The organism is Ekhidna sp. (genome assembly GCF_965221965.1).
GTDB lineage: Bacteria > Bacteroidota > Bacteroidia > Cytophagales > Cyclobacteriaceae > Ekhidna.
The window spans coordinates 1,858,463-1,880,525 of sequence record NZ_OZ244926.1 but is presented as its reverse complement, the minus strand read 5'-3'; the positions used below and the strand labels follow the sequence as shown (position 1 = coordinate 1,880,525).

The following is a 22,063-nucleotide window of genomic DNA, read 5'->3' as shown; positions in this document are numbered from 1 at the left end:
TCAATTTCCCTCCTTCTCAAACTTCAACGCTGCGCCATTGATGCAATATCGTAAACCCGTTGGTTTGGGACCATCCGGAAAGACATGACCTAAGTGTCCGTCACAGCGAGCGCATAGCACTTCTGTTCGTACCATGCCATAGGAGCGATCATCTTCTTCTGCGACATTCACTTCGTTGATCGGTTCGTAGAATGAAGGCCAACCGGTTCCGGATTTGAATTTGGTTTCGGATGCAAAGAGTGGAAGGGAACAGGCGGCACATACGAAAGTACCTTCTTCTTTAACGTTATTTAAGTCGCTTGTAAAAGCACGTTCTGTGCCTTTTTCGCGCAGCACGTAGTATTCCAGTTCGCTCAGTTGACTTTTCCATTCCGAATCAGATTTTTCAATTTTCTTGAAAGGAAGATCAGCTTTCGATGGCTTTTCTTTCTTCTGTTGTGCACAGGATAAGAATGAAAAGGTAATCGCTAAAAGTACAATTAGATTTTTCATACCCTACAAACGGTTTTTATGGTAAGATCAGTTTCATTAGGTGGTAATAAAAGCCTCAATTTGCAAGAGACACGACCATCTTATTTAAGGAATTCGATGATCAGTCGTTTAAATTGATCAGACTGTTCAATAAAAGGAAAGTGTCCTGACTTTTCCAGTTTTTCAAAGCGAGAGGTTGGGATGAGTCCATTGAGCTGCTTTCCTGCGAATGCTGTTAATGGATCATGTGTTCCATAAACCAACAATGTAGGAACCTTAACCGCTTTTAATGCTTCTTCCAGGTTATAAGTTGAAAGGTCATTACCTAAATAGCGTAGAAGCTTACTTGTCTGCATGTAGTCTTCATTGAGGGACAGTGAAAGGCTATCCACATAGGAGGGGTTGTAGAATTGGTGCTTAAAACCAATCTTCATTAGTGATTCAATGGATTTGATCTCTCGGTTTTTGAATGCCTCACTTTGATAAATCTGATTTTGTTTCTCAATATCCTCACCTGTAAATCGTTGTGAAAGAATTTCATTGGCTTTCGCATCAATCTCATTGTTCGCACCAACGGAGTTGATCAGCATCAAAGATTTCAGATGATCAGGATATCTAATGGCATAGTGCATGGCCAATAGACCACCCCATGAATGAGCCATAAGATTGATCTTTTCGATTTTAAAAGCCTTGCGCAAAGCTTCTATGTCCTCAACAAAGTTTTTCATGGTGATAGCCGTTGTATCTACCTCCTTAGTGGATTGTCCGCAAACTCGCTGATCATAGAAGATGAGTTGATAGTCATTGGCTAATGTAGATAGGCCTTCCTGTAAGTAGGTATGATTTAAACCCGGACCACCATGGACGATGATGATGGGTTCTCCATTCCCAATTACCTCGTAGTAGAGGCTGGTTCCATTGACATTTTTAAATCCTGTTTCAATTTCAATCGGAGACGAAAAATCACATGAGATGAGAAGAAGTGTAAGGGTTGCGATAATTGGTTTCATATGCGATGATTTGGGTTATTTCAAAATACCAAGATACTGTTCCCAAACCCCAACTTCCTCTTTGCATTGCTTAGCCATCACCCGGGAAATCTGAGCGATATGTCCCAGGTCATGCACGACCCAGCTGGAGAGCAAATGACTAAGTGTCACTTCACCTAGCTCAGGATGTTTTCCTTTTTTATTCAGGTTGCTTTCAATATCAAGCGATTTGAGTACTTCCAGGTTGGCTTTTCTCAGGGTTTCAAACTCTTCCAGCAGCTGCTGAAGGTTTTTGCCTTTGCTTTCCTTAAACTGAGCAAACCGATCGTAAGGTTCAAACGATTTTTCAATACCGTATTCCAAAATAATTTTCGTCCGTGGGATCCAATCTGTTTTCTCGCCATGAATGAGGTGACCAACGATATCATACGGGCTCCAGGTGTCCGGACCTTCATTGGGAGTAGTCCAGTCTTCAGATAGGCCCTGGAGCAGTTGCTTCAAAACCACAGGGGTTCGTTCCAGTATTTGGATAGATTTTTCTAAGTTGAATTGCATGGATTAAAGATACGATGAGTTGGGGTTTATTAAACACTACCTATTTCTTGCGAGGCACTCTGACCATGATACAATGCGCTCCGGGCTGCTTGCAATACTCTATCTCTAGCGCGGATCTTCCATTTTAGCATTTGTGGAATGGAGCGATCCGTGCTTTATCAGTTTCGTAGCACGGAAGTAACTTCCGCGCTAGCTGGGTGAAGTGTCAGAAGGTGCACTGGTGCGGTCAAGTCCTGATGAAGCTTGCAAAGAGGCAGTTTGGCACATAACCGATAGTGCCTGTTAGATTTAGTTTTTATCCGTTAATCCAAGTCTTGGCAGTTCCGGTGAATTCCAGTTCAGCCTGTTCAATGGCCTGTTCCTTCGTTTCATGGTATGTATCATTCAACACGTTCCAGTTAGAATCACAGTAGAAAAGATAATATCCAGGATCTTCTTCGTATTTACAGATTGCCAGTTGGTTCAGGCGTTCGAAACCTTCTGCATAGTGAGTTGTGAAGCCAGTTCGCACATGTTCATCAGTTAAGATGTTCGTTATTAAGACGTTCGCCTCGTCTATGGTAGTTGGTGTTTCCAAGTTCGTGAGTTGTTCAGAAGTGTCCGTTCAGGTTCTGCGCCAATGCAGTCAAATTAAATCTAACGCCAAGCTAGCAGGAGTGGGCCCCGAGCTTGGCAGAAAGCACTAAGATAGCTCTGCTAACCAACACCTACAACGGTAACTACAAAGAGCGGCGTTCAGAAGATCAAATCCAGAAGTACGAACATGACTAGGAGAGAGGCGCTTTCAGAATGGGTAGTGGAGCGGTGAAGATCAGATGAATCTGGCAGAAGGATGCTTAGGCGCATTCGCGCTAGCAACTGTTAGCATCAGTTCTTTAAGAAGTTATTTAGATAATTATGTAACTCCTTCCTCACTTTCCTTCGTTTTTGAAAAATGTAGTACGGCTTAAATTTCTCAATAGAACCCATGAAATAGGGCATTAAAACATATTCAGGTGTTATTATATCGTAGTTCAGTAGTTCTACTCCAGTTCTCGAATCAACAAGGTAGAAATACAGTCCAAGTCCTGGGGGATCATAGTTGTTTTGAAAATATCTATATGTTATTATATAATCCCTGTCAGAATCTGAATTTGTATCAACTCCAATTGCGCTGAGTTCTTCTTTAATTAAATTATTAAGCCAATTGACTTGTTCTGCAGGAATTGCAATAGCCAATGAGTCTCCAATCTTCAAGCGATCAGCGTATTGAAGAGTGTTAATTAGAGATTGTTTGCGAAGTTCAATTTTCTCTATACTGTTAACTCTCTTGTATTCCTCAGTCATCAAGTTCAAAGCTTCGTTTGAATTAGGTAATCTCACTCCAATATTATCGATGGTAGCTTCTTTAGGCCGTTCTTGATATTTGAATTGAGCAAAAACGATACTTGGAATTATCAGAAGTAAAGTAGCGACATTTCTCATATTGATGCTAACTATAATATAACAAACACAAACCCGTGCAAATCAGGGTTTAAATTCGTTTAACGTATTGCTTTCAAATATAGGGATTGTAGCAATATCACTTCAACCGCTCAATCGCCATCTGGGCCACACGTTCACCAATAGCAAGCGATGAGGTGGCAGCAGGAGAGGGGGCATTGCCCACATTGATAAACTTGTCATGCTCAACTACCAGGAAGTCATCAATGAGTCCACCTTTTCGGTCACAGGCTTGTGCACGCACGCCGGAACCACCTTTTTTCAGGTCTTTCTTTTGGATCTCCGGGATCAATTCCTGCAAAGCTCGGGTGAAGGCTCCTTTCGAGTAAGAACGGTACATTTCTCCAAAACCGGTCTTCCAGTATTTGGCAGCCACACGCATGAAACCTGGGTAGAATAATGTCCCAAGTAGTTCCTTCATGTTGATCTGGCTCTTTTTATATCCTTCTCGTGCAAAAGCCAAAACCGCATTCGGACCTGCTTCAATGCCTCCATCGATGTGGCGAGTAAAGTGTACACCCAGGAATGGGAAGCTCGGATCAGGAACGGGGTAGATCAGGTTTTTTACCAGGTGCTCTTTCTCCGGCTTGATCTTGTAGTACTCTCCCCGAAAAGGAACGATCTTGAAGTCAATCTTTGCGCCGGAAAGCTTCGCGATCTTGTCGGTATAGAGTCCTGAGCAATTGACGACCACCCGGGTGGTCAATCGTTCATTCTCCGTATGAACGTGTATGAATCCACGCTCTTCTTTGAAGGACACCAGCTTGTTGGAAGAGAAGATCTCTCCACCAAAATGCTTGAATTTTTCTGCGTATTTGTCCGCAACCACTTTATAATCGATGATACCTGTTTGTGGGACATAAAGTCCGCTTACACCTGCCACATGTGGTTCATATTCTTTTAGCTCTTCAGCTCTCAGCTTTTTGATGCCCTGTAGACCGTTTGCTTCCCCTCTCTCATGTAAAGTATTGAGTGCGTCGAGCTGCGTTTCTTTGGTAGCTACTACAATCTTTCCACATAGCTCGTAAGGGATTTCTTCCTCGTTGCAGAAGTCGAGGAGCATGTTATAGCCATCCACACAGTTTTTGGCTTTGTAGCTACCTGGTTTGTAGTAGAGCCCGGAATGGATTACCCCGCTGTTGTGGCCTGTTTGATGCTGAGCGATGGTGCGCTCTTTCTCAACAATAGCAACTTTGTAGTTGGGGTTCTTTTCTTTGATTTTCAGTGCGGAAGCAAGCCCAACGATACCCCCACCAATCACAACAACATTATACATATACCTGAGTGAATAACGGTTACAAAGATGCTCTCCTTTGGTGGGATAGGCAAGTCATTCAGGCCACTTGATTGTGTTTTCATCTGCAAAGAGTGGCCCCCATTGGATTTCCTCCAGGATATCTTTATGCAGCCAGAAATTCATCCCCAATGCCTCCGACGAGATGAGTGTTTGATCCGGATGATCTTCGGATGACATGTCCTCAATCTCCAGATCTTTTACCCGGAGAACATCCAGTTCCTCCATGAGTTCTTCCTGGTTTAGCCCAATGAGCGAGCTTCCTTTAAACATGTAATCTTCTGAGGAAACAGAAAGAATGGTTAACCTCCAATCTTCCGCTTCTTCGAAACTAAGATCCAAGCGGAGTGGGTGATACTCCCAGGCATCACTTTGATCTGAATCATCATCACCATAGCTGGTAATTTCCTGGTGGTCCGGTTCTCCAAGAATAGCCTTCACCTCGTCGCGGCTCATTCCAAACTTAAGCTTACCTAACCCAACACCGGGTACTATTTCTACTTGAATCTTTTCCATAGCGGGTATTTTGGCAAATGTAATTATTGAGGGGAAGTTGATTGTAAGCGGCAGATTAAATAACTCCCCCTTTGAAGGGGGGTGTGATAGAAGGTGGGTAGGAGGGGGATGTTTTTTAGGAACGTAATAGGTTTTATCGCATCTGGGATTAAATTTGATTAGATACAACTACCAATAAAATGAAGTACCTATCGCTACTCACATTGATTTTGGTGATATCCTGTAGCCAAAAAACTGAAAAATCGATTGAATGGAAATCCATAGAAGAAGACCTCCAGACACTCCTGATCCAGGCACAAGATGGAGATACCATCAATATCCCGGAAGGCAATTTCATGTTTAAAAACCCTTTGATTTTGGATGGTGTAGCCAATGTCATTTTTCAGGGAGCTGGAATGGATAAAACCATTTTGTCTTTTGCTATGCAGGAAAGTGGAGCAGAGGGGATCAGAGCGGCCAACTGCATCAATTTAGTTTTTCGTGATTTCACCGTTCAGGATGCTCCGGGCGACAATATCAAAATCACCGATACCAAGGGCATTCGGTTTACCAATGTAAGGTCGCAATGGACAGGTGAGCCCAGCGTGGAGAATGGAGCCTATGCGTTTTATCCGGTGTTGTGTAAGAACGTAATTGTAGAAAATAGCATCGCCATAGGTTCGTCAGATGCAGGCATTTATGTCGGACAATCAGACAGTGTGATCATTCGAAATAATGAGGTCTATCACAATGTAGCCGGAATTGAAAGTGAAAACAGCCGCTGGGTAGAGATCTATGGGAACAATGCCCATGACAATACAGGAGGTATTCTGATTTTTGATATGCCAGGGCTGACGCAAAGTGGCCACACGACACGGGTGTATAATAATGATGTGATCAGCAATAACCATGAAAACTTTGCTCCTAAGGGAAATGTAGTTGCCACGGTTCCACCAGGGACCGGCATTATGATGATGGCGACTCGCCACATTGATATATACAATAATCGAATTCATCATAACCGAACGGTAGGCACAGCTTTGGCCAGCTATGTATTGGTGGAAGCATTGGGCGCAGAGGAAGGGTCGCAGCTAGACTCAGCCAATAATAAGATCAATGCGGAATATGATCCATATCCCAATTACATCTACTTCCATGATAATGAGTTTAAAAACAAGCATTGGTTTCCAACCTTGGAGAATGATTTCGGACTGCTCTTTCTGAGGTATTTCACCTTCAACCTTCCGGATTTTGCGATGGATGGAATCATGCCGGAGAATGAGGAATTTGTCATGTGTTTGAGTAACAATGGTGAATTTAGTTTCGCCAATATTGACGCGGCAAATGAGTTTGAGGGGCGGACGACCGACTGGGGTATGTACGCATGTGAAACAGGTTCAATCGCACCTATTTTTCAATGAGACACTCATCCTTCATATTGGTCCTACTTTTATTTTCCTGCTCTTCTCCTCAGCAAAAGCCGATTATTATAGAAAAAGTGGGTCTTGGAGTAAAGCCGGTCAATAACCGTCCTAAATACCTTAGTGAGTGGGGATTCTTTAAGGAGCCAATGAAAGGATTAATACCCGCTGAAGAACGACTGATTCCCTATGAAATCAATTCAGCTTTATTCTCAGATTATGCGCATAAGGCGCGATTTATCAGACTGCCTGAGGGGAAGGCGATGAGCTATCATGAGACCGAGGTGCTTGATTTTCCAAAAGAAACTATACTTATCAAGAACTTTTACTATCCGTTTGATTTTCGATCTCCTGAAGCAGGTCGGATGATTATAGAAACTCGGCTGCTGATCAATTCCGAAGAAGGTTGGGAGCCGATTGTATACCAATGGAATGAGGAGCAAACCGAAGCTGAGCGTGTGATCCTGGGGAAAAGGGTGCCAGTTGAGTGGACGGATGAAGCAGGTAAGCTTCAGCGGATCAACTATAGCATCCCGTCCCAGCCACAGTGCAAAAGCTGTCATGATATGGGAGGAAAGTTTACACCATTAGGACCTTCTGCCCGTCAGCTCAATAGGGATCGTCAGCTCTCTGAATGGAAGGAGAATGGATGGCTGAATGTTTCGGAAACAAGTTTCCCCCAATTAACTAATTATGAAGATGGACAAGCCACGCTGGATGCTCGGGCTCGGGCGTGGCTGGAGGTCAACTGCGCGCATTGCCATCGAAGGGAAGGACCCGCTAAAAATTCAGGCCTTTATTTGCTGACATCACAGACTGATCCGTACAGGTTGGGGGTAAACAAACCGCCGATAGCAGCAGGGAAAGGTTCGGGTGGACTCAAATACAGCATTGTGCCAGGCAAACCTGATCAGTCTATTCTGGTGCACCGCATCGAGTCAATGGAACCGGGCGAAATGATGCCGGAACTCGGGAGAAAGATGACTCATAAAGAAGGGGTGGAGTTGATCAGGGAGTGGATCGCTCGGATGGAATGAAAAAAGGGATGCGGAAACATCCCTTTTTTAGTCATCCTGAACTTGTTTCAGGATCTTTCTTTAAGATTAAATAGATTCTGAAATAAATTCAGAATGACACTCAAACGTGGAATTAATGAGAAACTACTCATCCAGCTTCACTGCATCAATTTGAGCTTCTTTCACGGCTTGATTGAATTCATCAATTCGTGTATCAAAAATGTCATTCAGCATAGTTAATTGCTCGTCGATTTTGGCTGTGACTTCATCATAGAATGCCAGCGCTGAATCGGTTGGTCGATAATTGCCTACGCCCATAAGCGATCCCAGGTGACCGAGTTTGTTATTCAGTCTAATCGGGAAATTCAACGGATCCTGACCGCTTTCATTCTTAGTCTGGTAAAGTGCCTTTTCTATCTCAGACATCTCTTTTACGATCTCTTTTCCAAGCTTTGTGATACTATCATTCTCGGCTTTCTTCATCACATCATTGATTTGTGCTTTCGCTTTTCTGATATTGATGATTGCTTCATGCGTTTCAGTCAACTTGTCTCTAACCTTGATGAGGAAGTCAAACTGTGCCTGATAATCTGCTTGTGTTGATTCACTTCTTGGATCAGCCTTTAATTTGAAATCTTTAACTGACTCATTTCCATTAACAGTCATTTTCACTTTGTATTCTCCGGGAGCAGCAGTTGGACCATCGGTACCCGCCCACCAAAGGACCATTCCATCAAAGGTTTTTGCGCCCGGGTATTCCATATCCCAGTTTATCGAGTTAAAGCCTGGCTTTACATCCAGTTTTCCTTCCTTAGCTTCTCTGTCAGGATGCGTCGAAAACGCTTTAATCAAATCACCATCTGCCTCATGGAAGCTAATAGCTATCGTGTCAGTACTGGCTGTATCCTTGACAAAATAATTGACAATCGCACCACCTGGGTGGTTTGTACCTGCGGTTTTGGATGTGCGTCCGTTTCCACCACCCATTCTCCAGGCATCCATTGGTTGATATAAGAAACTTGATTTACCATTGGCCTCATTCAATTGATGAAAGGGAGTAAGGTCATCAATGATCCAAAAACTTCTCCCCTGAGTAGCTGCTATCAGGTTGTTGTCTTTGATCGCCAGATCCGTAATCGGCACAATCGGTAAGTTCATTTGAAATGGCTGCCAGCTAGCTCCATCGTTAAAAGAAACATACATGCCTGCTTCTGTCCCTGCGTATAATAGCCCCTTTTGATTGGGGTCTGCTCTAACTACACGAGTAAAATGCTCGCCATCAATTCCGTTGGTGATCTTCTTCCATGTTTGTCCATAATCCTCTGTTTTGTACAAATAGGGAGCATAATCTCCTAGTTTGTATCTGGTACCTGCGATATAAAGACCTCCTTTATTGAACGGGTCAATTTCTAAGCTATTGATCATGGTCCATTCCGGCATTCCGGAAGGAGTCACATTTTTCCAGTTTTCTCCACCATCCTTTGTCACATGTACTAACCCATCGTCAGAACCTGTCCAGATCACACCTTCTTCATGGTAAGACTCGGTTGCCGCGAAGATGGTGCAATAATACTCTACGCTTGTATTGTCTTTGGTAATTGGCCCACCTGAAGGTCCGAGTTTACTTGGATCATTTCGTGTTAAATCCGGACTTATAACCTCCCAGGTCTGACCTTCATTGGTGGTCACATGAAGCTGGTTGGATGCAGTGTATAGCTTGTCAGGATTGTGTGGAGAGAAGAAAATGGGGAAGTTCCATTGGAATCGATACTTGAATCCTTCTGCTCCGTGTCCCATTGGATTATCTGGCCAAACATTAACTGCTCTGATTTGCTCATTTTCATGATCGACTCTGGTCAGAAATCCACCGTAGCTTCCTCCATAAACAATTTCATTATTGTCCGGATCGGGTGCAATGTGTGCGCTTTCACCACCAGCTGTTGACTCCCAGTCGTCTTCTCCAATAAACCTTCCATCGGATCGATGATCAATTCGCACGGTTGAGTTATCCTGCTGAGCTCCATAGATTCTGTATGGAAACGAATCATCAGTTACTACCCTGTAAAATTGAGAAGTGGGTTGGTTGTAATAGGTTGACCAGTTTTCACCAGCATCAAATGAAATCTGAGCACCACCATCATCACCAATAATCATTCGCTGATTGTCTTCCGGGGCAATCCACAAGTCATGGTGATCGCCATGCGGGGCATTGTATGTTTCATATGTTTTTCCACCATCTGTTGACTTATGATATCTCACGTTTAACACATACACTCCATCTTCATCCTGAGTATCTGCATAGATTCGGGTATAGTACCATGCTCTCTGGCGTAGGTTCCGATCTTTATTTATCAGCCTCCAGGTCTTGCCAGCATCATCTGATCGGTATACTCCTCCGTCATTATTTTCAATGATAGCCCAAACCCTGTTTGAATTGACCGGGGAGACAGTTACACCTGAAATCCCCCAGATTCCACCTGGTAATCCTTCATTTTTCGAGATGTTCGTCCATGTGTCTCCTCCATCCGTGCTTTTCCATAGCCCTGATCCTTCTCCGCCACTTTCCAGGCTGTAAGGTGTTCGTCTGATGCGCCATGTGGAGGCATACAAAATGCGTGGGTTATTAGGGTCAAATGTAAGATCCACAGCTCCGGCATCTGCATTGGCGAATAGCACCCTTTGCCAGGTCTGTCCACCATCCTTGCTTCGGTAAACACCACGTTCACTGGTCGATTTATAGAGGTCACCCATGACCGCAGCATAAACCAGATCAGGGTTTTTAGGGTGAATTCTCACACGCGCAATGTGTCTGGCATTCTTCATGCCGATTTCTTGCCAGGTCGTGCCCGCGTCCACGGATTTCCACATGCCCCAGCCTGAGGACACATTTCCTCGAACGGTCTTTTCACCACCACCGACATAGATTACATTGTTATCCCATTCACTTACAGCTACTGCTCCGATTGAGCCACCAAAGTATCCATCAGAGATATTCTCCCATGTTTGACCTCCATCTTTGGTTCGCCAAACGCCACCGCCTGTACTGCCCATGTAAAACAAATTGGCTTTTCCGGGTACTCCGGTAACGGCTGCAGAGCGACCACCTCTGAATGGGCCAATGTTTCTCCATTGCATTCCTTCATAGAGGCTCTTGTCATATGCAGGACTGGCAGAGGTATTTCTTTTCCTTCGCTGTGACTCTCCATCAAAGCAGAAGAATGCCAGCATTATCGTGAACAGTAAAATCTTCTTCATACGTCTAGGTTTTGTTTGTTTCAAGTTAATAATTTACCATTAGCTGATAGAACAAGAAGCTACACTAGAGGTTATTTATTCGTTTGGGTGGAGGTGCGGAACTTTTCATACCGGTTTAATTTTATCTTTCGATAATTTTGTATTTAACATGGTGATTCAGTTGTGAGCAGAGGTAACTTATCAGATATACATTTAGAGATTATAGAGGAGATGATTTCCGAATCGCTGGCTAAGGCGGCAAAATCCATGGAGCAGATGCTTCGGATTCGAGTCAATCCTAAATTGATCCAGTTTGGAGAGGGGGTATTGAAACCGCTACATGAGTTTGACGATTTGGGACGTTTCAAGGTTAACCTGATGAAAGTAGCTTTTAAAGGGGAGATTAATGGGGCTTTTTACTTTGTGATAAACAGCCATGAAATGGACCTGATCAACCAGGTTAACCTTCCGGATAATATTACTTATTCCCGATCTTCTGAAAATAAAATGATGAGGAATGACTTCATGGCTGAAATTGAAAACCTCATCGCTAATATGTCTATTGCAGCCTTGTCAGAATTTCTCGGAGTGGAAGTGAGGGGTGAGGTGCCAATCGTCAGAAATATGAAAGGTGAGCTGGTAAACGCCTACCTTGAAAATGAAAATGAACAAAATAATACCGGATTTTTTGTCAAATCAACATTGAATGGAGTGGTTGTCAACATTGCACCTCACTTTCTATGGATGATCGATGAAAACTTTGTGAGGATTACCAAGCTCAATACGGTTGCTTAGTTTTTCTTCTTAAAATTCAAAGCCGCTGAATTCATGCAATACCGCTGACCAGAGGGTTGAGGTCCGTCTGGAAATATATGCCCGAGGTGACTTCCACACTTTCCACATTTCACTTCAGTTCGTACCATCCCAAATGATCTGTCTTTTTCAAATTCAACCGCATTAGCCGAAATAGGATCATAAAAGCTGGGCCACCCGGATCCGGAATCATACTTTGTTTCGGAAGAGTATAATGCATTGCCGCAAGCAGCACATTCATATACACCAGTTTCTTTATTTTCTAAAAGTGCTCCTGTCCATGGTCTCTCGGTTCCTTTTTCCCTAAGGACATAGAATTGTTCACCTGTCAATTCTTTCTTCCACTCTTCATCTGATTTATTGATTTTATCCATGGTTTTGAAATTGGTTATTATGACTTCCGAACTTACTTATTGAATACTAAAATAAGTGTAACTAAATAAACTGGTTTTGAATTGTAAGGTTCAAAATAAATATACAATTCAAACGCCACTTTGATGCGATCAGCTGAGGATTTTGTACGAGAGTGTAATCCGTAAAAACCCTCATTTTGAATCAGAAATGACGAAACTTCTAGCATTTTGACTATGTTAGGAGTGTATGTCATTCAAAAGAGCACCATATTATCTATCTGTTTTGATCGGGGCAATTGTCTTGTTCAATATTGTGGGATTCATCAAAGCTGAGCGAGCTCCCGTAGCAATCAGTTCACATGCATCAATTCCCAACTATGCACTGCAAAATGCCAGAATTTATTTGTCAGACAAGGAGTATTCCAGAAGTTCACTTTACATGGATGAGGCTGTACGTTCCTTTCAATATTTGCGTGATAAGTCTACCGATGAGTCAAGGCAAAAACTGGATGCTGGTCTGAAGGCTTTAAGAACTGTGAAATCTCAAATGGATTTGGGCTACTTTAACGAAACTAGCCTTAATAAAAACAGTGTAATTGCGCTTAATGCGCTGATTTATTATGAGATAGCAAGTGCCAAAGATTTTATTCTTGAAGACAAAAGACCGGAAGCAATGAAAGCCGTTTCCTTCGCCATTGATAACCTACGGTATGCATTGGATTTTGCAGAAGGGAATAAGAAGGAATATGAAGTACAGGTCTTTTCGGATATGGATATGATCATGTCTGATTATTATATGGACAAATCGGATTTCATTGAGACACTGGATAGTATTCTGGTCGAATTGGATGACCTGGAGGTAGCGTACTAATCAGTAGGCATTTCTGATCTCGATAAGAAATTGCTCCATTGCTTTTTTTACCTCAATCGTTGGACGTGTATAATGATTATTCATAAATGAAAAGATCATTCGCTTTCCGGAGCGCGTGATTAAATAACCACTCAGGTTATGATTGTTGCTTAAGGTTCCTGTTTTTGCAAAAATGAATGAAGCCTCCTCTTCAGTTGGAAGGTATAAATCCTCCAAGGTGCCTTCTCCTCCAGTGGGGAGTAATCCAGTTATTCGTTCCCATCCAAACTCATCCAGGCATCTTTTTAAAAGCCGAACCTGATCAACCGGTGCAATTAAATTGTATCGTGAAAGACCTGAGCCATCCACCCAAACCATGTCGGTTAATTCCGGAAGCCATGTAGTTTTTACTTCTTCAATGAAACTCTTCACCTCACTATGTCCATTCCATCGTGCAGTCATTAGAAGGAGTTGTTCCGCAAGAAAATTGTCACTTGGCTTCAGCATAGTTACCAAAACCGAATCGGTGAGCTGGGAGTAAAGTGTGTCAGTAAGTGGAAACGGACTGTTGGCATATTTGGGATCAGTAATCAATGTGTCGTTGAGTAATTGTAATAGAAGCTCCTGTGAATACTCAAAAGGAATAATGCGTTCAAAGTCAGATGTATCACTTTCCAAGTATGCCGTAAACACATTGAATTTTCGCTCACGATTCACCAATTCTCCTGGCCGTGTTTGATCTAATACTTCAACATAATCTTCAAAGAAGGATGGCGTAATGGTGAGTGAGTCATTCACTTTCCGAATGCTTACTGTATTTCCATAAATGGGCCACCATGTTCGTTGTGGTTGGAAGTTGTAGATATAGTCATCCCATGCCCACCCCGAGCCGAATGGCTCAGGATTCGCTCCAGGCCAGTCAATAAATATATTGCTGGATTGATCCAGAAGTTCGAACGTTCTTTGATTCTCGAAAGGTTCGTATAAAAAAGTCGGATCTCCTACAGGTGAAACCCATACGCTGGAATCCTTTTTGGAATACAGTAAAGAGGGGATGGAGTCACCAAAACTTTTCATGGTAACATACATCGTGAGCAACTTTGTATTAGATGCCGGAGTAAATTTTAAAGTGGAGTTGTGGCTGGCGATGAAAGTTCCGGATTCGATATCGTAAAGGCTGAATCCGGTGAACTGATCGGAGAAAACCTCCGAATGATTGAGCAAACGATTGACATCTTTTTCCATGGCCAGTTGCTTTACACTGGCACAACTGATCACAAAAAGCGGAAAGATTAATAAAACAAGTTTTTGATAAGGATTTCTCTTGATCAGGAGTAAGGAAAAATACTGAATCATATATTTTATGAGTGAAATGAGTGTATTTAGAGCTATTTTTCCGCTCGTGGAGCACTATTTTTTTCGTACTCTTAATTTATTTATTTTGCTCACACTAATCTAAACCAAAAGAAACTTCTACCTAGTTTACCCATGAGTATATTAGAACTAATTACACTCCTGATTTTCATGGCCGCCGCATTTACTTTGATCAATATCACGGTTGTGAAGCTGCCATCGACTATTGGGCTGATGCTTATTGCCCTTATAATGTCAGTGACCATTCTAGTATTGGGGCAATTTGTACCATCTATCACTGAAGGAGCCGAGCATATAATTGCTGAATTTGACTTTGAAGAAGTGCTCATGAATGTGATGCTCAACTTCTTGCTATTTGCTGGGGCACTTTCAACTAACCTAGGCAAACTAATCGAGGAACGCGTGCCAGTATTGGTGCTAGCTACATTAGGTACATTGATGTCTACATTTATCGTAGGCTTTCTGGTTTTCTGGATTTTCCCGATGGTGGGCTATGAAATCGATCTGATTTACTGTTTACTGTTTGGCGCCCTTATTTCACCTACAGATCCGATTGCAGTACTTGCACTGACAAAACAATTCGGACTATCTAAAAAACTGGAAATCAAAATTGCAGGGGAGTCCCTTTTTAATGATGGAGTAGGGGTTGTTATATTCCTAACGATTCTGGGCATAGCCAAAGCACAAGCGGGCATTCATGATGCTGGTGGACACGGAGACGCTGAAATTACCGCTGCAAGTGTGGCCATGTTGTTTAGTGTAGAGGTGTTTGGTGGATTATTGCTTGGAGCACTTTTTGGTTTTGTTGGATTCAAACTACTCAATTACATAGACAATGATCATGTGGAACTTGAAGTGTTGGTAACGCTTACACTTGTAATGGTGGGAGGCCGAATAGCTGAATTGATCCATGTGTCTGCTCCGCTTGGAATGGTGGTGATGGGACTATTCATAGGAAATCAGGGACGAGATGAAAAGCTGGCTAACGCGACCGGTGAATACGTCTTCAAATTCTGGCACCTGCTTGATGAAGCACTTAATGCCATACTTTTCATTCTCATTGGCTTGGAGATGCTCGTCATCGCCGAGTCCTTCACAGTGAGTAACCTGGCCATTGGTGGAATTGGAATCCTCATTGTATTAACAGCCAGGTTTATAGGTGTGAGTATACCGATCACAGCCATGAGGCCTTTTAGAACATTTGAGCCTAAAACGATTCAGATACTTACGTGGGGTGGGTTGCGCGGGGGTATCTCGGTAGCACTCGCATTGTCGCTGACTGATCTGGCTTTTCCTGATTATGTGAAGGATACCATTTTGTTCACGACCTACTGCGTCGTTGTATTCTCCATTTTAGTACAAGGGCTCACCATTGGGGCATTATTGAAAAAATAATCTTTGGGCTATCCGTGTTTAAGTAAAATTTATGAAATTCGCTCTTTGAGAAACATTACCTTTACTAAAAATAACCAACTATGAAATTAAGTATTGCCGAGGGCTTTTATCTTATAGCATTAGACGATGAAGAAGGAAGAATTCTTGCAGCAGCGGAGAAGACAGTGGTTCCGGGTGTGTTAGCAGCATGTATTCTTGAATTGTATTTGCTGAAAAAGATTAAACTGGAGGGCGGTAATATTTCTGTGGTTGACACGATCGGAACCGGAAATGGAATTCTGGATAATGTGCTTAAGAAACTTCAAACCGGACCATCAATAGCAGATCAGATAAAAACACTTTCAGGAAAATTCAAAGACATTCAGGAAGACTTAAATGCATTGCTTGTACAAAGGGGAATTTTGAAAAAGGAAGAAACTAAACTTCTATGGATTCCGCTTTCTGATCGAATGGATAACGCGAACTATGCTTTTGAACAAGAGATCAGAAATAACCTAAAAGCCATCGTATTCAAAAGTGCAAAGCCTTCTCCGGCATTCACTATCTTGTTCTCATTGATAGATTATTGCAATATCCTAAGCGAAGTATTCAGAGACAAGGATGAGCTAATTGATGCAGAAAAAGTAGGAAAAGAGATTGTTGATAGAGCTGACATTGATGAGGATTTAGCTAGTGCGCTTCGGCAGATGAAGAGCTTATTCTAATACAAGAGGATTTTTTTTGAAAAAGGGAAAGAGGGGTTTTACTCCTCTTTTTCATTTTCGGATGTTTCTGTTTTCGTATTCACTAAATCCTCACGCTCAAGTTCTTCCAACTCCCGTGTTTCCTGAAGTAAATACTCAATGAATTTAGCTTCGAATTCATTTTGCGCAGAGTCCTCAGATATCCTATACATCCGTGAATATAGTTTGTTTTGGAAATGCTGCATCGTTCTGAGGTAGGAGATGATAGTGTCTTGCTTTTCCATTAGCTTATTGGCACGGAAAGCCATAAACCCAAACCCCTCGTGAGGGTTATTGTTATCACGTTCTGTCATGATATATTCTACCCCATCCACTGTAATCTTAGTGAAATGAGTATCATCAAAGTTGTCCTTTACCGCCCTTGGTCTAAATTCTTCCCCCTCATTGATATCCCTGTTTTCACAGGAGATTAATAGTGCTATAGAGCACAGGATGCACAGTGTGAATAAACCTCTCATTATCTTCTATCCTTTACAGTTCCTTCTTCTACACCAAATACTCTTTTGAGGAGCTTAAATGCTTTTCCATTCAACAATATTATCAGGTAGTCACCTGTAGCTATTTTCAGGTCTCCTAATGGATTTTTAATCAGCTTCTTTTGCCCAAACTTATCTCTCTTGGTGATACCTATGAGTACGGAATTATACCGCTTCTTTAAATCAAAGAATACATCCTGATAAGATTTTCCATTATACGGGTTATTTGGAGTGATTAGGAGTTGCTTAATATCATAATCACTGTCGGACTTAGCATATGATAAAACAGACTCACTGTAAGTCGCTACATCCGGTTCAAACATGTATGAGGCGAGAAGTTTAGAGGAGATCTCCTGTGTTGAGATTGTATTGCTAACACCAGCAGCCAGGAAGGTGTGTTTAAGGTCACCATTCTCCAGGGTAACAACAAACTCGGTTTCCGGAAACACTTTTTTCAGGTTAAGAACATATACAAGTTTATCCGTATCATCCATCATGTTGACAAAGACAATAGTAGCCTCCTCAATGTTGGATTTTTTTATGAGTTCGTGATTATTGTAATCACTAAAAAGTACGAAAACACTCTTAGGATTGTACTTCTCCCGTATAAGCTCTACATCATCCTTTTTGTTGGTCACTATAGCTACTCTTCTGCCTACTCCAACCAGCTGATCTACTACATGCCAGCCAAACTCATTCCAGCCGATGATTACTGCATGATTTGTGAAACTGGTTCCAGAGTAGCCCAGCTTTTTGTTTTCCTTAATAGTTGTCATAAGCGTAGTAAGTTGTCCAATTAAAATACCGAATATACCAATACTTGTAAGTATAAAGATCAGAGAAATATACCTTCCCCATATCGTGGCTGGGAAAATATCACCATAGCCAACCGTGGTTAGCGTCACCAAAGAATACCAAAAGGCATTTTGATAGTTGTTTAAAGCTGACTGACCACTGTCTTTTTCTACATAAACCAACAACCACACAAGTGTGAAGTAGATCACCAATACGAGTGTGACTAAGAGAAAAAGGCGTAGACTAGCGTTCTTTTTAAAGGTAGTAGACATAGGCTAGGTAAAAGTCAAATATAACATATTCAAGATGTATTTTGACTCAGTAATTCTTGGTATGAATCAATTCAATCGTCTCTAAGATAATCAGATAATTGACTGATTGTGGAAATATTGAGTGAATCTGCGTGGGTCTTTCGCATCATCAGGGCAAATGTGTTGTTAAAACCCAGTGGAGGGAGGACTTCTATGCCATGATTGACTTTCAATTCTTTGCTTACAACATCAAGTACACGCTGCGGATTATTGAAGTTTTCAATATCGGAGGGTTTTTTATTCAGCAAAACCAGGTAGGCTGTTCCGGTATAATCCGGATAAATGTCAACCTCGCCGTATCTCAAAGCATCAAAAACAAGTTTTGTACCTCCAAAACCAAGCTGAAGCTTCGTCGTGAGCTTCGTTTTGTTTTCGATGAGTTGGGCGAAGATGTGTGCCAGTAAAAAGCTCTCGGTAAAAGCTTTTGAACCAATGATCAGATCCGGGTTGTCTGTACTGCCTGCATCAGTACTTGCATAGATTCCAATGGATCGTAAAAATTCATTAGCCACCTCTGCCAATGGCCTTTTCTTGCCATCCACTTCATAGTTAAGTGCCGTCATTAATGAGTCACTAAGTTGGTTTTCGAGCAAAAGAAACACTTCAGCAAGCCGGGGGTGTTTGGCAAGTGTACTTCCATTAACCAATGGAACTGCGTAGTAAGGTGGGAAATATCCCTTATCGTCCTCGAGTGATTTTAGGTTGAACTCCTTTATGCGTCCATCGGTACTGAAACCGTCAATTACATCTACATCTCCCTCATATAAAGCCCGATACATGAGCGCAATCTCCATCTCTCTGATTTCCAACGGAAGGTTGTAGACAGAATCCAGTCCTACATAGCCATCCTCTCTTTCGATAAATTCAGAGTTAAAGCCAGCCACGAGCCGGGCCGGAGGTTCTGATTTTGAAAAGACATTGATCAGAATAGTGGCGCTGATAAAGAGGAGCAAAGCTGCCCATAGCTTTTTATTCCGATAGTATTTTTGGATCAACCCTAGTGTTCCATCGAGTATGATGGCCAGGAGGGAAGCTGGAATGGCACCAGCCAGAATCATTTGGGTATTGTTGAGTGAAATGCCTCTAAAAATAAACTCCCCAAGTCCCCCTGCAGCGATCAGAGCACAGAGTGTTGCAACGCCTACGTTAATAACCGTTGAGGTTCGGATACCGGCCAGGATGACTGGAAAAGCAAGGGGAAACTCCACATAGTGGAGCATTTGGAAATTGGTCATACCCATTCCGATGGTCGCCTCTTTTATAGCAGGCTCGATCTCTTTGATTCCGGTGTAGGTATTTCGAACAATCGGGAGGAGCGCATATAAAAACAAGGCTATGATGGCAGGAGTGGTGCCTATGCCCACCAAGGGAAGTAAGAACCCAAGTAACGCCAGACTTGGAATCGTTTGGATGACTCCCACAAAACCCAATGTCACCGACGCAAGCTTCTCAATTTTGGTAATGGCAACCCCAAGTGTCACACCAATGATGGTGGCGATGAGCATAGAAGCAATGGTTAGCTTCAGGTGCTGAAACGTTTGATCAACAATCTCATCCCAATGCGATATGATGAACTCCCACAAACTCATGGTTCAAAAGAGTTTAATGCCTCATTTAGTTGCTTCCGTTTCTCACCCGGATCAATAGAAGGGTCATTAAGTAGGGTATCGATTTGTTGATTTTGAAGGAACAGAATAAGCTTATCCTTTGCCAGGAAGGATGCGACAAATTCATTGACAGGATTGGTAAGCAGTTCAACCGGTGTTCCAATCTGCTGGATGACTCCTTCGTTTAAGAGGACAATTCGATCACCTAGTTTGAAGGCTTCCTGCACATCATGCGTCACCAAAATAATGGTCTTCTGATTCAGCGTTTTGAGGTTGAGAAAGTCATCCTGAAGCTGGTTTCTGGTAATATTGTCAAGAGCGCTGAATGGCTCATCCATCAATATGAGGGCAGGGTCATTGGCAAGGGCTCTCGCAATTCCAACGCGTTGTTGTTGGCCGCCACTAAGTTGTGATGGATACTTCATGAGTAAATCCTTGCTTAGTCCGGTCAGCTCAATGAGCTCATTTAGTTTTTCAGAGGGAAATGATTTTTTATCAATCCGGTTTACTAATGAAATGTTCTCCTTTACGGTCATGTGGGGAAGCAAACCAACGTCTTGAATGACATAGCCGATCTTCCTTCTTAAGGTGTGTTTTTCTATAGACCGATTCGATAGACCATCAATTTCGATTTGACCTGAGTCCGGCTCAATTAATCGGTTAATGAGTTTTAGAAGCGTTGTTTTTCCACATCCACTAGGACCTAAAAGCACCACGGTTTCAGAGGGCTGAACCTCGAGGGAAATTCCCCTGAGTACCTTTTTGGTACCAAAAGATTGATGTATGTCTTTAAGTTGGAGGGATTCGATAGCTATTGCTTTCCTCTAAATTTATCAATTAATGCTATCAGTTGAAATTTGGGAATCCTGAATGATCTGATTAAGCCTTTGAATTTCTTCCTCTGCCTGTTGCAGTTGAACCTCTTTAGTCAGTAAATCTTTTTCTAGCTCATCAATTTTAATAAATGATTGTATTTGAAAGTAAAGTGTTATTAAAACTGCAAGTGCTAATATTAGTGAAGATATTTTCCTTCGTCTTGACATTACATGTTTATCTTCTTTTATTTTTTTCATTTCAAATCTATATAAATCGTACTCCTCTTCGGTTGGAATTTTTGGACTTCTTAAGATCAAGAAAATTGCAAATAATCCATGTAGCGAAAAGCTACCGAATAGACGTAACCGAATATGCTTAAAAAACAATAATTCTGGTATTGTTAATAGCCATATTTCAGTTATTGTCGGTAGAAAAAGAATTAAAATCGTGAATGCGACTATTATATTATTCGGCTTAGATGACCATTCTGGATTTGGGACATAATCTGATAAACCCCATCCTATTGTTCTACACATTGCGGAGATAAGCAGATAAAATAAGAAGGTAGGAATCAGACTTTCTGTTAGAAATTCATTTGAGGAGAGATGAAAAGGGTTGAAATAGACAAAGTATGAAAATGAAAAGAAAGCGGAAATTAGAATTAACCCGCAAATAAATGATCTTGTCCAATTTGCCAAGAACCATTTTAGGTTTAACAATAATCTGAATAAAACAAACTTCATCTTACTGATTAAATCCCCTCAACTTGATCTGTGTCAGCTTCCGTTTAGTGTCTAATGGGAAATCGCCTTTCATGATCCAGTCATAGAAGCTCGGCTCCTTTTCAAGAATTTCAGTAACAGGCTTCCCCCGGTGCTTTCCAAAGTTAAAGATCTCAATACCATCTTTATAAATCATTCGCCCGGCCAGATCCACACGACTGGAGGTAGTCAGGTCATGTAGTTTGCCCATATCGTTTTCAATGGTATCCAGCTTTTTACCGAGTCCATCGAAAGCTTCCTGACCTTCATATTTTTCTATCTGAGAGACCAAAACCTCGTAAGTAGCCTTTGTATCCGCAAGCGCACTGTGTGCATCCACCAGGTCTTTATCACAGTAAAATTTATAGGCGGCTGTAAGGTTCCTTTTTTCCATTAAGTGGAATAGCTTCTGCGCATCTACAATCTTCCGGTTGTCTATTTCAAAGTCTACATTGGCACGGAGGAATTCTTCCACCAGCATAGGTACGTCAAAGCCCAACACATTAAACCCGGCCAGGTCACACCCTTCCAGATACTGAGCAAGTGATTTGGCTATTTGGGCAAAGGTTGGTTCATCCTTTACGTCTTCATCATAGATTCCATGAATCAGACTGGTTTCATTAGGAATGGGAATGGTAGGATTGATCTTTCTGCACTTCTCCTCAATGGTACCGTCCGGCATGGCTTTCACCATAGCGATCTCCACGATTCGATCTTGTGAAATATTGGTTCCGGTCGTTTCCAGGTCGAAGACAACCAACGGATTTTTTAGATTGAGTTTGAACAAAATGTTGCTTTTAAAGGTGAGCGAC

The 22,063-nt window shown here is 42.1% G+C and carries 22 protein-coding genes; 6 read left to right on the top strand and 16 right to left on the bottom strand.

Translation table 11 applies throughout. From position 1 onward, the window contains the following. From msrB (ACOQON_RS08945) to ACOQON_RS08915, 7 genes are all read right to left on the bottom strand, one after another. Nucleotides 1-492, bottom strand: coding sequence for a peptide-methionine (R)-S-oxide reductase MsrB (gene msrB / locus ACOQON_RS08945; protein WP_420578584.1), 492 nt, complete (start codon nucleotides 490-492; stop codon nucleotides 1-3). Between the two features lie 80 nt (nucleotides 493-572). Further along, nucleotides 573-1,481, bottom strand: coding sequence for a proline iminopeptidase-family hydrolase (locus ACOQON_RS08940; protein WP_420578583.1), 909 nt, complete (start codon nucleotides 1,479-1,481; stop codon nucleotides 573-575). Between the two features lie 15 nt (nucleotides 1,482-1,496). Further along, nucleotides 1,497-2,015 (bottom strand): DinB family protein, encoded by a 519-nt coding sequence (locus ACOQON_RS08935; protein WP_420578582.1) that lies wholly within the window; start codon nucleotides 2,013-2,015, stop codon nucleotides 1,497-1,499. A 295-nt stretch (nucleotides 2,016-2,310) separates the two neighbouring features. Then, nucleotides 2,311-2,592, bottom strand: coding sequence for a hypothetical protein (locus ACOQON_RS08930; RefSeq protein WP_420578581.1), 282 nt, complete (start codon nucleotides 2,590-2,592; stop codon nucleotides 2,311-2,313). Nucleotides 2,593-2,882: 290 nt separating this feature from the next. Further along, nucleotides 2,883-3,479 (bottom strand): hypothetical protein, encoded by a 597-nt coding sequence (locus ACOQON_RS08925; protein WP_420578580.1) that lies wholly within the window; start codon nucleotides 3,477-3,479, stop codon nucleotides 2,883-2,885. Between the two features lie 97 nt (nucleotides 3,480-3,576). Then, nucleotides 3,577-4,773: an L-2-hydroxyglutarate oxidase gene (gene lhgO / locus ACOQON_RS08920; protein ID WP_420578579.1), complete on the bottom strand. Its 1,197-nt coding sequence runs from the start codon at nucleotides 4,771-4,773 to the stop codon at nucleotides 3,577-3,579. Nucleotides 4,774-4,827: 54 nt separating this feature from the next. Then, a complete protein-coding gene (locus ACOQON_RS08915; protein WP_420578578.1) occupies nucleotides 4,828-5,307 on the bottom strand; it encodes a hypothetical protein in 480 nt (159 codons plus the stop codon). Between the two features lie 179 nt (nucleotides 5,308-5,486). On the opposite strand from ACOQON_RS08915, the gene ACOQON_RS08910 reads away from it, so the two are divergent. Both ACOQON_RS08910 and ACOQON_RS08905 read left to right on the top strand, forming a co-directional pair. Beyond that, nucleotides 5,487-6,707 carry a parallel beta-helix domain-containing protein gene (locus ACOQON_RS08910; RefSeq protein ID WP_420578577.1) on the top strand — a complete coding sequence of 407 codons (1,221 nt, stop codon included), beginning with the start codon at nucleotides 5,487-5,489 and terminating at the stop codon, nucleotides 6,705-6,707. After that, nucleotides 6,704-7,744, top strand: coding sequence for an SO2930 family diheme c-type cytochrome (locus tag ACOQON_RS08905; RefSeq protein ID WP_420578576.1), 1,041 nt, complete (start codon nucleotides 6,704-6,706; stop codon nucleotides 7,742-7,744). The genes ACOQON_RS08910 and ACOQON_RS08905 overlap by 4 nt, the downstream gene beginning before the upstream one ends. Nucleotides 7,745-7,867: 123 nt before the next feature. Here ACOQON_RS08905 and ACOQON_RS08900 read toward each other — a convergent pair whose 3' ends face one another. Next, nucleotides 7,868-10,978: a WD40/YVTN/BNR-like repeat-containing protein gene (locus tag ACOQON_RS08900; RefSeq protein ID WP_420578575.1), complete on the bottom strand. Its 3,111-nt coding sequence runs from the start codon at nucleotides 10,976-10,978 to the stop codon at nucleotides 7,868-7,870. A gap of 162 nt (nucleotides 10,979-11,140) precedes the next feature. Between ACOQON_RS08900 and ACOQON_RS08895 the strand changes: the two genes are divergently transcribed. After that, the gene (locus ACOQON_RS08895; RefSeq protein WP_420578574.1) at nucleotides 11,141-11,752 is read left to right on the top strand and encodes a hypothetical protein; all 612 of its coding nucleotides are present in this window, start codon (nucleotides 11,141-11,143) and stop codon (nucleotides 11,750-11,752) included. Here the strand turns inward: ACOQON_RS08895 and msrB (ACOQON_RS08890) are convergent. Next, a complete protein-coding gene (msrB, locus tag ACOQON_RS08890; protein ID WP_420578573.1) occupies nucleotides 11,749-12,144 on the bottom strand; it encodes a peptide-methionine (R)-S-oxide reductase MsrB in 396 nt (131 codons plus the stop codon). The two genes, ACOQON_RS08895 and msrB (ACOQON_RS08890), sit on opposite strands and share 4 nt — an antisense overlap. A 226-nt stretch (nucleotides 12,145-12,370) precedes the next feature. On the opposite strand from msrB (ACOQON_RS08890), the gene ACOQON_RS08885 reads away from it, so the two are divergent. Next, nucleotides 12,371-12,994: a hypothetical protein gene (locus tag ACOQON_RS08885; protein WP_420578572.1), complete on the top strand. Its 624-nt coding sequence runs from the start codon at nucleotides 12,371-12,373 to the stop codon at nucleotides 12,992-12,994. Here ACOQON_RS08885 and ACOQON_RS08880 read toward each other — a convergent pair whose 3' ends face one another. After that, nucleotides 12,995-14,329 carry a D-alanyl-D-alanine carboxypeptidase gene (locus ACOQON_RS08880; RefSeq protein WP_420578571.1) on the bottom strand — a complete coding sequence of 445 codons (1,335 nt, stop codon included), beginning with the start codon at nucleotides 14,327-14,329 and terminating at the stop codon, nucleotides 12,995-12,997. A gap of 132 nt (nucleotides 14,330-14,461) precedes the next feature. Here ACOQON_RS08880 and ACOQON_RS08875 point away from each other — a divergent pair, with 132 nt between their 5' ends. Next, nucleotides 14,462-15,742: a cation:proton antiporter gene (locus tag ACOQON_RS08875; protein ID WP_420578570.1), complete on the top strand. Its 1,281-nt coding sequence runs from the start codon at nucleotides 14,462-14,464 to the stop codon at nucleotides 15,740-15,742. Between the two features lie 80 nt (nucleotides 15,743-15,822). Further along, nucleotides 15,823-16,446 (top strand): GOLPH3/VPS74 family protein, encoded by a 624-nt coding sequence (locus ACOQON_RS08870; protein ID WP_420578569.1) that lies wholly within the window; start codon nucleotides 15,823-15,825, stop codon nucleotides 16,444-16,446. A 38-nt stretch (nucleotides 16,447-16,484) separates the two neighbouring features. Here ACOQON_RS08870 and ACOQON_RS08865 read toward each other — a convergent pair whose 3' ends face one another. The 6 genes from ACOQON_RS08865 to ACOQON_RS08840 form a co-directional block, all read right to left on the bottom strand. Next, the gene (locus ACOQON_RS08865) at nucleotides 16,485-16,943 is read right to left on the bottom strand and encodes a hypothetical protein (RefSeq protein WP_420578568.1); all 459 of its coding nucleotides are present in this window, start codon (nucleotides 16,941-16,943) and stop codon (nucleotides 16,485-16,487) included. Further along, nucleotides 16,943-18,028, bottom strand: coding sequence for a potassium channel family protein (locus tag ACOQON_RS08860; protein ID WP_420578567.1), 1,086 nt, complete (start codon nucleotides 18,026-18,028; stop codon nucleotides 16,943-16,945). Before ACOQON_RS08860 ends, ACOQON_RS08865 begins: the two co-directional genes overlap by 1 nt. Before the next feature lie 71 nt (nucleotides 18,029-18,099). Continuing rightward, nucleotides 18,100-19,656, bottom strand: a complete 1,557-nt coding sequence (locus ACOQON_RS08855; protein ID WP_420578566.1) for an ABC transporter permease/substrate-binding protein — start codon at nucleotides 19,654-19,656, stop codon at nucleotides 18,100-18,102. After that, nucleotides 19,653-20,390, bottom strand: a complete 738-nt coding sequence (locus tag ACOQON_RS08850) for an ATP-binding cassette domain-containing protein (RefSeq protein WP_420578565.1) — start codon at nucleotides 20,388-20,390, stop codon at nucleotides 19,653-19,655. The genes ACOQON_RS08855 and ACOQON_RS08850 overlap by 4 nt, the downstream gene beginning before the upstream one ends. A gap of 117 nt (nucleotides 20,391-20,507) precedes the next feature. After that, nucleotides 20,508-21,233 carry a hypothetical protein gene (locus ACOQON_RS08845; protein ID WP_420578564.1) on the bottom strand — a complete coding sequence of 242 codons (726 nt, stop codon included), beginning with the start codon at nucleotides 21,231-21,233 and terminating at the stop codon, nucleotides 20,508-20,510. 1 nt (nucleotide 21,234) lies between these two features. After that, nucleotides 21,235-22,038 (bottom strand): exonuclease domain-containing protein, encoded by an 804-nt coding sequence (locus tag ACOQON_RS08840; RefSeq protein WP_420578563.1) that lies wholly within the window; start codon nucleotides 22,036-22,038, stop codon nucleotides 21,235-21,237. Between the last annotated feature and the right edge of the window lie 25 nt (nucleotides 22,039-22,063).